Below are 13,671 nucleotides of genomic sequence, written 5' to 3'. Positions count from 1 at the left end.
CCTCGCTGCTCGGGTACCGCCTAGGACCTCCAGCGTCGCCCGGAAAACCGCGCGCGGCATTGCGCACGACCGGCCAACAAAGGGCCGAATGATTGCCGGTGGCTGGACAACCGATCCGGGCACCCCCCGGAGCTATGGTTGACACGAGGAGGTTCCCGTGATCATCGAACGCACGTTCCTCCCCGGCATCGGGGTCCGGCACACGCTGACCACCGACGAGGGCCGCCGCATCGGAGTGATCGACTACCACACCGGCGGCCGGCGCGACATCGTCCACGACGACCCCGACGACCCGGACCGCATGGTGACGCTCAGCCTCACCCGCGACGAGGCGTCCGCGCTGGCGAACCTGCTCGGCTTCCCGGAACTCGTCGCCGTTCCCGCCTGAGCGTCACGCCGGCAGCGGCTTGCGCGGCCAGTCCAGCGCCCGCGCGCCGAGGACGGCGGCGTGCAGCGTGAACCGGTCCCGCGCGTCGGCGGGGTCGTAGCCGCTCAGCGCCCGGACGCGGGCCAGCCGGTAGGTGACGGTGCGGACGGAGACGTGCAGCCGGCGGGCCGCCTCGGTGCCGACCTCGCCGCAGGCGAAGTACTCGTTCAACGTGTCCAGCAGCGGCTCGGCGCCGCCGCGCGCCTGGGCCAGCGGCGTCAGCACCGCCCGGACCAGGTCCACCATGGCCGGCTGGTCGCGCAGCAGGACGCGGTAGATGAGCAGGTCGTGCGCGTCGATCACGGACGCCTCGGAGTGCAGCCGCCGCGCCGTGGTCAGCGCCTCCCGCGCCTCCTCGTAGGAGCGGGCGATGCCGTACACGCCGGGGTGCGGGCGGCCCACCGCCACCTGCCACGGCCGGCCCCGCACCAGGCGGTCCAGCTCACCGTGCATCAGCGTGCCCAGGTTCCCGGTCGGCCCGTCGCCGCGGCCCCGGTCGCCGGCCACCGGATCGGCCGGGGCGACCACCACGAGCAGCCCTTCCTTCGTGGCCACCAGCACGTCCCGGTCGCCCAGCCGGTCGAACACGGCCCGTTCCAGCGCGCTGATCGCCGCCTCCGTGTCCGGCAGCCGGCGGCCGGGCGCGGCGAGCGCGACCTGGTGTACGCGGGCCAGGTCCAGCCCGAACGGCTCGGCCCGTTCCACCAGCCCGCCGAGGTCGGAGTCCCCGCGCAGCAGGTCGTCGACGAGTTCCCGGCGCAGCGACTCCTCCCGCCGGACCAGCTCCCGCCGGGCCACCGCGTAGCCCTCGGCGAGCGTGGCGACGGCGGTGTCCACCACGTGCAGCACCGCGTCGGCGGCGGCGCGCACCGCCTCGCTGTCGTCGGAGCGGTCCAGGTGCGGAAGCTGCCGCCACACCCGCCGCGCCGCGGACAGGTAGAGGCGTACCGCGCGTCCGGCGGACACGCCCTGCTCGGCCGCGCGTCGGCCGAGGGCGCCGACCGCGTCGAGTTCGGCGCGGCGCGGACGGCGGCCGGTCACCGCCGCGTCGGTCAGCAGCCGCAGGTAGTCGCCGAGCAGCTCCACCGGCACGCCACCGGCGTCGGCGCTCGCCTCGCGGGCCACCTCGGCCAGCCACTGCTCGTCCTCGCCGCCCGCGGCCGGCGCCGGCCGTCGGACGTTGTCGGTCATCGCGGTCTCCCCGTGCCGGGCCGGCATCCGATGCCGGCCCACCGCGCCCAGCGTAGGCCGCGGGTCCGGCGCCGGCGGGCGCGACCGGCCCGCGCTGTCGGTCCGGGACCGGGCGCGCCCGGTGTCATGCCCGCGACGGCGGGCCGGGGTCGACCACGAGCGCCGGACCGATCCGCCGCCCACCCCGGGGTCCGCGGGTCAGCCGCCGCGCCGCCCCCGCCGGGTCGTCGTCGGCCGCCACCTGATCGAGTACGCGGACCCAGCGCTCGCCGTGCGCGTCGGCGAACGCGGCGCCCACCACTGCGACCCGCCGCCCCGTGACCGGCGACGGCGCCGCGTCCCCGGCCCTGGGAGTGGACCCGGCCGGGGGAGTGGAGCCGAGCGCCGGGCCGGCCGGCAGCCCGGCGAGGTCGGCCCGCTCGCCGCTGACGGTGATCAGGTCGGGCGAGCCGCAGCGCACCGCCTCCACCGCGCCGGACCGGTCCACCCGCACGATCGTGGCGCGCAGGTGACCCGCCGGCGCGAGTTCGCGTACCGCCTGGTCGAGCACCCCGGCGAGGTGCGGCGGCGACGCAGTGGGCTGGGCGTTCCGGCGGAACGTCTGCTCGATCGCCCGCCGCCCGGCGGGCGTGTCCAGCGCGGCGCCGCTGACCGTGCCGATCAGGGCGAGAAGCCCGCCGCCGCGCAGCGGAACGGCGGCGCCGATCTCACCGAGCGAGCCGCAGACCGCCAGCGCCGCGCTTCCCGGCCCGGCCGGCACGGTGAAGACCGCGACGTCCGGCGGCCCGCCGGCGCGGGTCACCGACGCGGTCCGCGTGCGTCGGCGGGCCCATGCCAGCAGGGGCACCGCGGACAGGCTGACCGCGGAGGCGAGCAGCGCCTGCGGGTCGCTGTGGTGACCGGGGATCACCGGTACGAGGACCGACGCCACCACCAGCGAGCCCGCCCACGCCGACACCAGCGCCGCCACCCGGGGCCGCGCCGAGACGCCGAGCAGGCCGGGCAGCAGCACCCAGCCGATCGGGGTGCCGACCTCGGCGACACCCATCAGCACCGCGTTCCCGGTCGTGCCCGCCAGGGCGGCTCGCATCGGCAGCACGCCCAACACCCTATCGGGGGCGCCCGCCGGGCGGCGACGGCGTACCGGCCGAAGCCCAACTTCACTCCTTACCCTGGGCAGGGCCCGGGTGACACGACACGAGCGCGTGATTCTCTCGACATTTTGTCGCGCCCGATCGCCCGTTAGGGTTGACGTACCGGGCGTCGATCTTGAGGAGTGTGTGTGCTGGTTCTGGTGGCGGTCCATGCGCTCGCAGCCGTGATCGCCCCCGTACTGGTACGCCTAGTCGGTCGACGCGCTCTCTACCTGCTGGCCGCCGTTCCCGCCGCGGCGCTGGTCTGGGCGCTGACCCGGACCGGGCAGGTGCGCTCCGGACGGCCGGTCGTCGAGACGGTCACCTGGGTGCCGCAGCTCGGCCTCGACCTCGCGCTGCGGATGGGCACGCTGTCCTGGCTGCTGGTGCTGCTCGTCGGTGGCGTCGGCGCCCTCGTGCTGATCTACAGCGCGCGCTACTTCCACTCCGACGATCCGAGCCTCGGCCGGTTCGCCGCGGTGTTCGTCGCGTTCGCCGGCGCGATGCTCGGCCTGGTGGTCTCCGACGACCTGCTGCTGCTGTACGTGTTCTGGGAACTGACCACCGTCTTTTCGTACCTGCTGATCGGCAGCGACCCCACCAAGCGGGCCAGCCGGCGCGCCGCGATGCAGGCGTTGCTCGTGACCACGCTGGGCGGCCTGGCGATGCTCGCCGGGTTCGTGATGCTCGGCCAGCACGCCGGCTCGTACCGGTGGTCCGAGATCGCCGGGAACCTGCCCGAGGGCGGGTACCTCACCGCGGCGCTGGTGCTCGTCCTGCTCGGCGTGACGAGCAAGTCGGCGATCTTCCCGTTCAGCTTCTGGCTGCCCCGCGCGATGGCCGCGCCCACGCCGGTCAGCGCCTACCTGCACGCCGCCGCCATGGTCAAGGCGGGCGTGTTCCTGGCCGCGCTGATGGGCCCCGCGGTCGGCCAGGCCACCGTGTGGCGCGCCATCCTGCTCGGCGGCGGCCTGATCACGCTGTTCCTCGGCGGCTGGACGGCGCTGCGGCAGGTCGACCTCAAGCTGCTGCTGGCGTACGGCACGGTCAGCCAGCTCGGCCTGCTCATGGTGATCCTCGGCGCGGGCACCCGCGACACCGCGCTGGCCGGCGCCGCGATGCTGCTGGCGCACGCCCTGTTCAAAGCCACCCTGTTCCTCGTCGTCGGCGTCGTCGACCACGTCACCGGCACCCGGGATCTGCGCGAGCTCAGCGGACTGGGCCGCCGCGCGCCGGTGCTGGCGGCCGTCGCCGGGCTCGCAGCCGCCTCCATGGCCGGCCTGCCGCCGCTGTTCGGCTTCGTGGCCAAAGAGGCAGCGCTGGAGGCGTTCCTGCACGGCGGGCCCGTCGAGCTGCTGGTGCTCGCCGGGGTGGTGGCCGGCTCGGCGCTCACCGTCGCGTACACGCTGCGTTTCCTCTGGGGCGCGTTCGCCGCCAAGCCCGACGTGCCCGACACCCGGGTCGAGCGGATCGAGCCGATGTTCCTCGCCCCGGCGGCGGTGCTCGCCCTGGCCGGCCTCGTGGTCGGCATCGCCGCCCCGGCGGTGGACCGGGTGCTCGCCCCGTACGCCGATCAGTTCCCGACCGCCGACCCCGGCTACCACCTCGCGCTCTGGCACGGCCTGACGCCGGCGCTCGGCCTGTCGGCGCTGGCCGTCACCGGCGGTGTCGGGCTGTTCCTGCTGCTGCAGCGACGCCGCCCGTACCTGGTCCGGCTGCCGTTCGACGGCGCCACCGGCTACGACCGGCTGGCGAGCGCCGTCGACCGCGCGGCGGTCGAACTCACCGGCGCCACCCAGCGCGGGTCCCTGCCGTTCTACCTCGGCGTCATCCTGCTGGTGCTGGTGATCCTGCCGGGCGGGGCGGTGCTGGCCGGCCTGCCCTGGGCGCAGCGGTTCCAGCTGTGGGACACGCCGCTGCAGGCCGCCGCGGGCGCGGTCGTCGTGGTCGCCGCGCTGGTGGCCGCGCGCGCCCGCCGCCGGCTGACCGCGATGATCCTGGTCGGGGTGACCGGCTACGGCACGGCGCTGCTGTTCATCCTGCACGGCGCGCCGGACCTGGCACTCACCCAGTTCCTGGTGGAGACCGTCACGATCGTGATGTTCGTGCTGGTGCTGCGCCGCCTGCCGCGCCGGTTCTCGGCCCGCCCGATCCGCGCCACCCGGCAGTTCCGGGTCGCGCTCGGCGTGGCCGTCGGCGTGGTCACCGCCGGCATGGCGTACGTCGCGGCGGGCAGCCGGGTGGCCACGCCGATCTCGGTCGACTTCCCGGACGAGGCCGTGTCCTACGGCGGCGGCAAGAACGTGGTCAACGTGACGCTCGTCGACATCCGGGCCTGGGACACGATGGGCGAGATCGCGGTGCTGGTGGTGGCAGCCACCGGCGTGGCCAGCCTGATCTTCCGCGGCACCCGCGCCCTGGACCTGCGCAGCGGCATCCCCGGCGCCGGCCGGCAGCAGTCGTCGCGCCCGCGCTGGCTCACCAGCGGCGCGACCTCCCGGCAGCAGTCGGTGATCCTCCAGGTCGTCACCCGGCTGCTCTTCCACGCCATCCTGCTGTTCTCCATCTACCTGCTCTTCTCCGGCCACAACGCGCCGGGTGGCGGGTTCGCCGCCGGCCTGGTCGCCGGCCTCGGGCTCGCGGTGCGATACCTGGCGGGCGGGCGTACCGAACTCAACGGCGCCGCGCCGGTGGACGCCGGCTTCGTGCTCGGCGCGGGACTGTTCGTGGCGGTCGGCACCGGCGTCGCCGCGATGCTGCTGGGCGGCGAGTTCCTGCAGAGCGCGACGCTCGACTTCCACCTGCCGCTGCTGGGCCACGTCCACTTCGTCACGTCCGTCTTCTTCGACGTGGGCGTCTACCTCATCGTGGTCGGCCTGGTGCTGGACATCCTGCGCAGCCTGGGCGCCGAGATGGACCGCCAGGAGGAGGACGACGAGCAGGAGAGCGAGCCGGCCGGCGTACGGGAAGAGGAGCTGGTATGAGCCCGAACATTCCCAACCTGGTCTACATCCTGGTGATCGGCGTGCTGTTCGCCACCGGGGTCACGTTGCTGCTGGAACGCAGCCTCACCCGCGTCCTGATGGGGGTCATCCTGCTCGGCAACGGCGCCAACCTGCTGCTGCTCACCGGCGGCCGGGCCGGTGGCCCGCCGATCGTCGGCACCACCGCCCAGGAGGACATGTCCGACCCGCTGCCGCAGGCGATGGTGCTGACCGCGATCGTCATCACCCTCGGCATGACCGCGTTCCTGCTCGCCCTGGCCTACCGCAGCTGGCACCTCAACGGCCACGACGAGGTGCAGGACGACGTCGAGGACCGCCGGATCATGCAACTGGCCGACCGGGACGAGGGCCCGGGCACCGCTGACGCCGACGCGGACGCGGACACCGTGGACGGCGGCCCCGCGGACGGCAGCCCCGAGGCACGGGTCCTGGCCGAGGCGGAGGGCGGCCGATGACCTGGCTCGTTCCGCTGCCGGTGGTGATGCCGCTGCTCGGCGCGGCCCTCACGCTGCTGCTCGCCCGGCGGGCCCGCGCCCAGCGCTGGGTCAGCATCATCGTGCTCGCCGCCACCGTCGCCGTGGCCGGGCTGCTCCTGGTCCAGTCCTCGCTGGACGGGCCGCTCGTGGTGGAGGTGGGCGGCTGGGCCGCGCCGATGGGCATCGTGCTCGTCGCCGACCAGCTCGCCGCGTTGATGCTCGTGGTCTCCGCCTCGGTGACCCTGTGCGTGCTCGTCTACTCCATCGGGCAGGGCATGGCCGACGGCAACGAGGAGACGCCGCTGTCGGTCTACCACCCGACCTACCTGGTGCTGACCGCCGGCGTGTGCAACGCCTTCCTCTCCGGCGACCTGTTCAACCTCTACGTCGGCTTCGAGATCCTGCTGGTCGCCAGCTACGTGCTGCTGACGCTCGGCAGCACCGAGACGCGGATCCGGGCCGGCACCACGTACGTCGTGGTCAGCCTGCTCTCGTCGCTGATCTTCCTGGTGGCGATCGGCCTGGTCTACTCGGCCACCGGCACGCTGAACCTGGCGCAGCTGGCCGACCGCCTGGACGCGCTGCCCGACGACATGCGCCTGGTGCTGCAGGGCATGCTGCTGCTGGCGTTCGGGATCAAGGCGGCGGTGTTCCCGCTGTCGGCGTGGTTGCCGGACAGCTACCCGACCGCGCCGGCGCCGGTGACGGCTGTCTTCGCCGGCCTGCTCACCAAGGTCGGCGTGTACGCGATCATCCGCACCGAGACGCTGCTGTTCCCCGGCGGCCGCACCGCCGACCTGCTCATGGTGATAGCGGCGCTGACCATGGTGGTCGGCATCCTGGGCGCGGTGGCCCAGTCGGACATCAAACGACTGCTGTCGTTCACGCTGGTCAGCCATATCGGCTACATGCTGTTCGGGGTCGGCCTGACCACCCCGCTCGGCCTGTCCGCGGCGATCTTCTACGTGGTGCACCACATCACCATCCAGACCACGCTGTTCCTCGCCGCCGGTCTGGTCGAACGACGCGGCGGCAGCACCGCGCTGGATCGTCTCGGCGGGCTGGCCCGGCTGTCGCCGCTGCTGGCGCTGCTGTTCTTCGTACCGGCGCTCAACCTGGCCGGCATCCCACCGTTCTCCGGGTTCCTCGGCAAGCTCGGCCTCGTGCAGGCCGGGGTGGACGACGGCGGGTTCCTGGCCTGGGTGCTCGTCGGCGGCGGGCTGCTGACCAGCCTGCTCACCCTCTACGCCATCGCCCGGGTGTGGAACCTGGCGTTCTGGCGGGCGCCGCACCCGGACATGCCGGAGCCCGGTGACGCCGACCGGGCGGCCCGGACCGACGGCGCCGAGCAGCCGCACGAGGGCGCGTCGCCCGCCGGCGCCGTGCTGCCCCGGCTGATGACGGTGCCGACCGCCGCCCTGGTGGTGCTCGGTCTGGCGCTGACCGTGGTGGCCGGGCCGCTGTTCGAGATCAGCACCGACGCCGCCGACGACCTGCTGCGCCGCGCCCCGTACGTGGAGGCCGTGTTCCCGGAGGGACCGCCGTGACAAGTCAGCCGAAAGCGCCGCTGACCCCCCGCGACCGCTGGCGCAACCGCGCGATCGCCGTGACCGGCCTGGTCACCGTCTGGGTGCTGCTGTGGGGCACCTTCAGCTGGGCGAACGTGATCAGCGGACTGGTGGTCGCCGCCGTGTTGCTCGTGGTCTTCCCGCTGCCCCCGGTGACGTTCGCCGGCCGGATCCGGCCGGTGCCGCTGCTGAGATTCCTGGCGCGCTTCCTGCTGGACCTGGTGGTCGCGTCCGTTCAGATCGCCTGGCTGGCCGTCCGGTCCAAACACCCGCACTCGGCGATCATCGCGGTGCCGCTGCGGGTGAACACCGACCTCAACCTCACCCTCAACGCCGAAGCCCTGTCGCTGGTGCCGGGCAGTCTGATCCTGGAGGCCGACCGGCGTACCGGCACCCTCTACGTGCACGTCATCGGCATCCGCAGCCTCGACGAGGTGGAGCGCTTCCGGCAGAGCGTGCTGGAGCTGGAGGAGCGCATCGTCACCGCCATCGGCTCGGCCGAGGAACTGGACCTGATCCGTCGATCCGCACCCACCGGCCCGTCCGGGTCGGTCGAGCTGGAAGGAGCACCGACGTGACCGTCGTCGCCGTGATCGTCACCGCGCTGCTCGTCGCGGCCGGTGGGCTCACCCTCGTCCGCATCATCCGTGGGCCGTCGATCCTCGACCGGGCCGTCGCCACCGACGTGCTGCTCGCGGTCGCGGTCGCGGCCATCGCCACCGAGGCCGCCTACAGCCGGGACGCCACCGCGCTGCCGGTGCTCGTGGTCCTCGCCCTCGTCGGGTTCGTCGGCTCGGTGAGCGTCGCCCGCTTCGCGGCCCGGAGAAACCCGAAATGACGCTCGACACGATCCTGGACACCGTCGCCGGCGTCTGCCTGATCGCGGGCGCCCTGCTCTCCCTGGCCGCCGGCATCGCGCTGATCCGTTTCCCGGACGTGCTGTCGCGGATGCACGCGGCGGCCAAGCCGCAGGTGCTCGGGCTGCTGCTGGTGCTGCTCGGCTGTGCGTTGCGGCTGCGTACCGGGGTGGACATCACCACGCTGGTCCTGGTGGGCCTGTTCCAGCTCGCCACCGCCCCGGTCGCCGCGCACATGGTCGGGCGGACCGCGTACCCGCACGACGACATCCGACGGGACCTGCTGATCACCGACGAGCTGTCCGGTGACATCGACCGGATCCGGGCGGACCGGGCCGGTGAGCCGCAGGAGACGTCGCCGGCCCACACGTCCTGAGGCTGCGCGCGAGCGCCGAGGCAGGGAGCGAGCCCATGAGCGGCACGGTCTACGAGAACGCCCGTATCCACACGCTCGACCCGGCCCGCCCGCACGCCGAGGCGATGCTGGTGCGCGGCGAGCGGATCGTCGCGGTCGGTGACCTGGCCGAGTGCCGGGACCGGGCCGGCGGCGGCGCGCGCCGGGTCGACCTCGGCGGCATGGCCGTGCTGCCCGGGCTGATCGACAGCCACATCCACTCGGCGTCCTACGTACGCGGGCTGGACCAGGTGGACATGCGTGGCACGGCGAGCCTCGACGAGGCACTGGCCCGGATCGCGCGCCGTGCCGCGACGCTGCCGCCGGACGCCTGGCTGCTCGGCGGGCGGTGGGACAGCAACAAATGGGCCCGGCCGGTGCAGCCGACCCGTACCGACCTGGACCGGGTCTGCCCGGACCGCCCGGCCGCGCTGCCCAGCATCGACGGCCACACCATCTGGGTGAACAGCGCCGCCCTGGTCCGCCTCGGCATCGACGCCGCCACCCCCGACCCGCCCGGCGGGCAGATCGCGCGCGACGAGTACGGCGAGCCGACCGGCATCCTGCGCGAGGCGGCGGCGGACGCGGCGTACGCGGTGGTGCGCTCCCCGCACGCCGGTGACCTGGTCGCGCAGTTGCGCGCGCACCTGCCCCGGCTGCTCGCCGCCGGGCTCACCGGCATCCACGACCTGGACGGGCAGGACGCCCGCGCCGCCTACGAGACGCTGTACGCCCGGGGCGAGCTGCCGCTGCGGGTGCACAAGACGATCCCCGCCACGGCGCTGGACGAGGCGATCGACAGCGGCTGGGCCACCGGCGACGGCGACCGCTGGCTGAGCACCGGCCCGGTGAAGATCTTCACCGACGGCGCGCTCGGCTCGCACACCTGCCTGATGAGCCAGCCGTACGACGGCGAGCCCGGCTACCACGGCATCGCGGTGACCCCGGCCGAGGAGTTCGAGCGGCTGGTGGCCACCGCCGCCGGGGCCGGCATCGCGGTGGCGGCGCACGCCATCGGCGACGCGGCGAACCGGATGGTGCTGCGGGCGTACGCCCGCTGGCGCGACTCGGCTGGGCCCGGCACGGCGGCACGGCTGCGGCACCGCATCGAGCACACGCAGCACCTGCTGCCCGACGACGTGCCGCTGCTCGCCCGCGCCGGCGTGATCGCCTCGATGCAGCCCACCCACTGCACCAGCGACATCCCGCTGACCAGCCGGATGCTCGCCGGCCGGGGCCTGGCCTCGTACGCCTGGCGCAGCCTGCTCGACGCCGGGGCAGTCGTGGCGTTCGGATCGGACGCCCCGGTCGAGGACCCCGACCCGTTCTTCGGCGTGCACGCCGCGGTGACCCGCCAGCAGCCCGACGGCACCCCGCCCGGCGGCGTCGACCCGCACGAGCGGCTCGACCTGGACGCGGCGCTGCGCTGCTTCACCGAGGCCGGCGCGTACGCCTCCTACGAGGAGCACCTGAAGGGCCGGCTGCGCCCCGGCATGCTCGCCGACTTCATCGCGCTGCCCACCGACCCGTACCTGGTGGAGCCGGCGCGGCTGCGGGACCTGACGGTGGCGCTGACGGTGGTCGGCGGCGTGGTGCGCTGGCAGCGCTGACCGTGTCCCGCCCGGACGCCGCTGTCCGGGCGGGACACGGCGGTCAGGCGCCCTTCACCCAGCCGAGGCTGAAGCGGGCGAAGTAGATGCCGCCGGTGTTGCCGACCTCGTACAGGTTGCCGACAGTGCCGTCGGCCAGCACCGCCATCGTCGAGTAGCCGGCGCCGCCGGGCTTGACCAGCGCCCGCGCCGGCCAGCTCGCGCCGTCGTCGGTGGACAGCCGTACGGTGAGGTCGTTTCGTGCGGTCAGGTGCGCGTTGTTGCTGAACAGCGCCGTGCGGGTGCGTACCGGGGCCCGGTTGGCGCCGACCTCGGACGGGCGCAGGTAGGACATCTCGTCGGCGTTGCAGAGCGGGTCGGGCAGCAGGGCGCTGGCCGTCGCCGGGCCGAACGTCGCGGCGCCGTCGGTGGAGGTGGCGTAGAAGCGGCTGCGGGTCGAGTTGTGCCGCATGTTCTGCACGATTGCGCCGGTGCCGCGCTCGATGGCCTTGCTCTCGTTGATGTTCCCGCCGGCGGATCCGCCGCGCCGCCACGTCGCGCCGTGGTCGTCGCTGTAGATGTTCGCGGCGTGGCTGGTGCCCGCGGAGTCCCGGTAGGCGATCGGCTGGATGAGGCGGCCGGTGCTGGTCTGGATGCCGTGGCCGGAGGAGAAGAACACCTGCCGCCAGGTCGGGTCCTTGACCGCCGGGTTCAGCTCGACGGGCGTGCTCCAGGTGGCGCCGTTGTCCCGGCTGGTGATGTAGCGCAGGTGCATGCTGTTCGGGTCGTCGGCGGTGTTCAGGCCGGAGCCGCCGGACCAGAAGCTGATGCCGGGCCGGGGGGAGTAGGTGAAGAAGCAGTAGACGACGCCGGTGGCGCGGTCCACAAGCAGGCTGGGGTCGCCGACGCCTTCGCTGGTGGTGGGCGGGGCGTGGATGACCCGCGGCTGCTCGAAGGTACGGCCGCCGTCGGTGCTGCGGATCATCACGATCTGGATGTTGTTGGTGCCGCCGCCGAGGTCGTACGAGCCGTTCACGCGGGCGTCGGCCACGGCGATGACGGTGCCGTTGTTGGTGACCGCCAGGCCGGGGATGCGGACCGAGGCGACGGTGCCGTCGTACCGGCCGCCCGGGCCGTTGAGGTCGCGGATCACGGTCTGCGTGGTGAGCAGCGTGGTGCTGGTCATCTGCGGGTTGCCGGGTGCCAGGTCGCAGGCGGTGGTGCCGCGCAGCGTGGTGTCGAAGCCGGGCGCGGTGACCCGCAGCGTGTACGGGGCGCCGGCGCCGACGGTCCAGTAGTGCAGGTAGTTGCCGCCGGCGGCGATCGTCCGGGTCCACGGCGAGCCGGTGCGTCCGGCCCACGTGACGGTGAAGTCCCGGGCAGTCGTGGTGCGGTTCTCCAGCGCGAGCTGGAGGCGGCCGTTGGTGCAGTCGAAGCTGGTGAGCGCGGACATGCCGGTGCCGCAGTGGAAGAGGCCGGAGGTGGTCTCGTCCAGGCCCGTCGGGGTCGTCGTGCGCAGCGTGTACGGCGTGCCGGGGGACAGCGTCCAGTACAGCTCGGCGCTGCTCGCGGCGGCGACCGTGCGGGTCCACGGCGAGCCGGTCCGGCCGGGCCAGGTGACGGTGTACGTCTGGGCGGTGGCGCTGCGGTTGTCGAGGCTCAGGAGCAGCCGGCCGGTGGTGCAGTCGGCGCCGACTGTGGCGGTCACGCCGGCGGGCGCGGCGGCCTGGGCGGGGCCGGCGGGCAGCACGGTGAGCAGGGCGAGCAGGGCTGCCGCGAGGACTGTTGCTCGGCGCGGTATGGCGCGGAGAGGGGACACGGTTTTCCTTCCGTGACGGGGGAGGGGGAAGACGGACCAGCCGTACGACGTCAGATGTCCGATGTCGGCACGCTAGGCGGATTCCCCCGGGCCGTCAAGGATTGGTTCCGGTCGACGCCTCGGTCCGGCTCGGGGAGCCGTCAGCGGTCGTGCCCGGGCGTCTCGCCGAGCAGCGCCTCGCCCATCGCGGTGAGCCGGTGCAGCACGAGGTTGCCGTGCCGCTGGCTGGTGATCAGCCCGGCCTCGCGCAGGATCGTGGTGTGATGGCTGGTGGTGGCCGGCGAGATGCTGGCCCGCCGGGCCAGTTCGCCGGTGGTCGCGCCGCCCGCGGCGGCGCGCAGGACGGCCACGCGGGTGTGGCCGAGCAGCGGGCCGAGCCGGCGTTGCGGGCTCCCGGATGCCGGTTCCGGCCGCTGTCGCCGGGCCGGGTAGACGAGCGTCGGGGGCAGGTCGGGATCGGCCAGTGTGATCGGCGCGTGCCAGCAGAAGTACGAGGGGACCAACGTGATCCCGCGACCGCCGAGGTGCATGTCGCGGTCCTCCGGGTAGCCGCTCACGGACAGCACCGGCGGATGCCAGCGCGCCTCCGGGCTCAGGTCGTCGAGGATCTGTCCGGCGCCGGTGTCGAGGACCCGGGCCCCGCGCAGGGCCCGGTCCCCGGAGACGGCGGAGACGATGTCCGTCCAGTGCGGAGCGACGGCGACCCGGAAGTAGGCGCGCAGCGCGTCGCCGAGGCCGTGCAGGGCGGCGAGCCGGCCGGCGGCCAGGTCGCCCAGCCAGGCGCCGCCGAGCGGGGTCACCATCCGGCCCATCTCGGCGCGGATCCGGCGGGTCGGGGTGCCGAGCATCCGGTCGATCCCGTCGTCGAGGTCGCTGACCAGGCTGGGCGTCAGGAAGTCCGGGAAGTACCGCTTGCGGGGCGCGACGGGCAGCAGCCGCTCACGCACCGCCGGGACCAGGCCGGCTCGTTGCAGATCCGCGCGCACCTGCCGGTGCCAGCGGTCGTAACCCGCGTACCCGGCGCGGGTCTGCAGGCGGTGCAGGCTGCAGATGATCTCCCACAGTGGATCAGGCCGGGTTGCCAGCCGCGTGCGGCTGAGGTCCCCGGCCGTGAAATGGATGCGTAGCGTCCCCATGACGCTCAGTGTTCCGAGGTGGCCCGCCGCGCTCAGTCTCATCCACGACATTGACGTACATCACTGCATCTGGACG

Annotated in this window: 12 protein-coding genes; 8 read left to right on the top strand and 4 right to left on the bottom strand. The window is 73.9% G+C overall.

Translation table 11 applies throughout. The features are described 5' to 3' along the window. The first annotated feature begins 157 nt into the window (after positions 1-157). Positions 158-388 (top strand): potassium transporter TrkA, encoded by a 231-nt coding sequence (locus tag ACSDG8_RS04125; protein WP_210891043.1) that lies wholly within the window; start codon positions 158-160, stop codon positions 386-388. A 3-nt stretch (positions 389-391) separates the two neighbouring features. Here the strand turns inward: ACSDG8_RS04125 and ACSDG8_RS04120 are convergent, their stop codons facing one another. Next, complete coding sequence (locus tag ACSDG8_RS04120) at positions 392-1,618, bottom strand: PucR family transcriptional regulator (protein ID WP_210891045.1); 1,227 nt, start codon at positions 1,616-1,618, stop codon at positions 392-394. 124 nt (positions 1,619-1,742) lie between these two features. Next, complete coding sequence (locus tag ACSDG8_RS04115) at positions 1,743-2,708, bottom strand: SpoIIE family protein phosphatase (protein ID WP_210891605.1); 966 nt, start codon at positions 2,706-2,708, stop codon at positions 1,743-1,745. A 192-nt stretch (positions 2,709-2,900) separates the two neighbouring features. On the opposite strand from ACSDG8_RS04115, the gene ACSDG8_RS04110 reads away from it, so the two are divergent. The 7 genes from ACSDG8_RS04110 to ACSDG8_RS04080 are packed head-to-tail and all read left to right on the top strand — an operon-like array spanning position 2,901 to position 10,661. Further along, positions 2,901-5,735, top strand: coding sequence for a Na+/H+ antiporter subunit A (locus ACSDG8_RS04110; protein ID WP_210891047.1), 2,835 nt, complete (start codon positions 2,901-2,903; stop codon positions 5,733-5,735). After that, a complete protein-coding gene (locus ACSDG8_RS04105) occupies positions 5,732-6,211 on the top strand; it encodes a Na(+)/H(+) antiporter subunit C (protein WP_210891049.1) in 480 nt (159 codons plus the stop codon). The genes ACSDG8_RS04110 and ACSDG8_RS04105 overlap by 4 nt, the downstream gene beginning before the upstream one ends. After that, entirely contained in the window at positions 6,208-7,779 is a 1,572-nt protein-coding gene (locus ACSDG8_RS04100; protein WP_210891050.1) for a Na+/H+ antiporter subunit D, read from the top strand. Before ACSDG8_RS04105 ends, ACSDG8_RS04100 begins: the two co-directional genes overlap by 4 nt. Further along, entirely contained in the window at positions 7,776-8,378 is a 603-nt protein-coding gene (locus ACSDG8_RS04095; RefSeq protein ID WP_210891052.1) for a Na+/H+ antiporter subunit E, read from the top strand. Before ACSDG8_RS04100 ends, ACSDG8_RS04095 begins: the two co-directional genes overlap by 4 nt. Further along, on the top strand, positions 8,375-8,638 hold the full coding sequence (locus tag ACSDG8_RS04090) for a monovalent cation/H+ antiporter complex subunit F (protein ID WP_043324755.1): 264 nt from the start codon (positions 8,375-8,377) through the stop codon (positions 8,636-8,638). The genes ACSDG8_RS04095 and ACSDG8_RS04090 overlap by 4 nt, the downstream gene beginning before the upstream one ends. Continuing rightward, entirely contained in the window at positions 8,635-9,033 is a 399-nt protein-coding gene (gene mnhG / locus ACSDG8_RS04085) for a monovalent cation/H(+) antiporter subunit G (RefSeq protein ID WP_184685324.1), read from the top strand. Before ACSDG8_RS04090 ends, mnhG begins: the two co-directional genes overlap by 4 nt. 35 nt (positions 9,034-9,068) lie before the next feature. Beyond that, positions 9,069-10,661, top strand: a complete 1,593-nt coding sequence (locus tag ACSDG8_RS04080; protein WP_210891054.1) for an amidohydrolase — start codon at positions 9,069-9,071, stop codon at positions 10,659-10,661. Between the two features lie 43 nt (positions 10,662-10,704). Here ACSDG8_RS04080 and ACSDG8_RS04075 read toward each other — a convergent pair whose 3' ends face one another. Then, positions 10,705-12,459, bottom strand: coding sequence for an exo-alpha-sialidase (locus ACSDG8_RS04075; protein ID WP_210891056.1), 1,755 nt, complete (start codon positions 12,457-12,459; stop codon positions 10,705-10,707). Between the two features lie 140 nt (positions 12,460-12,599). Next, positions 12,600-13,595, bottom strand: coding sequence for an ArsR/SmtB family transcription factor (locus ACSDG8_RS04070; RefSeq protein WP_210942683.1), 996 nt, complete (start codon positions 13,593-13,595; stop codon positions 12,600-12,602). Between the last annotated feature and the right edge of the window lie 76 nt (positions 13,596-13,671).

Origin of the sequence: Micromonospora sp. LA-10 (assembly GCF_051853095.1) — a bacterium.
GTDB classification, from domain to species: Bacteria; Actinomycetota; Actinomycetes; order Mycobacteriales; family Micromonosporaceae; genus Micromonospora; species Micromonospora echinospora_A.
The sequence above is the reverse complement of the archived record's forward strand: the minus strand, read 5'-3'. Positions and strand labels throughout refer to the sequence as shown.

Bases quoted from the DNA above. Each gene is read 5' to 3' on its own strand.
- ACSDG8_RS04120 (WP_210891045.1), bottom strand. From the start codon at position 1,618: ATGACCGACAACGTCCGACGGCCGGCGCCGGCCGCGGGCGGCGAGGAC.
- ACSDG8_RS04115 (WP_210891605.1), bottom strand. From the start codon at position 2,708: ATGCGAGCCGCCCTGGCGGGCACGACCGGGAACGCGGTGCTGATGGGT.
- ACSDG8_RS04105 (WP_210891049.1), top strand. From the start codon at position 5,732: ATGAGCCCGAACATTCCCAACCTGGTCTACATCCTGGTGATCGGCGTG.
- ACSDG8_RS04100 (WP_210891050.1), top strand. From the start codon at position 6,208: ATGACCTGGCTCGTTCCGCTGCCGGTGGTGATGCCGCTGCTCGGCGCG.
- mnhG (WP_184685324.1), top strand. From the start codon at position 8,635: ATGACGCTCGACACGATCCTGGACACCGTCGCCGGCGTCTGCCTGATC.
- ACSDG8_RS04080 (WP_210891054.1), top strand. From the start codon at position 9,069: ATGAGCGGCACGGTCTACGAGAACGCCCGTATCCACACGCTCGACCCG.
- ACSDG8_RS04070 (WP_210942683.1), bottom strand. From the start codon at position 13,595: ATGGGGACGCTACGCATCCATTTCACGGCCGGGGACCTCAGCCGCACG.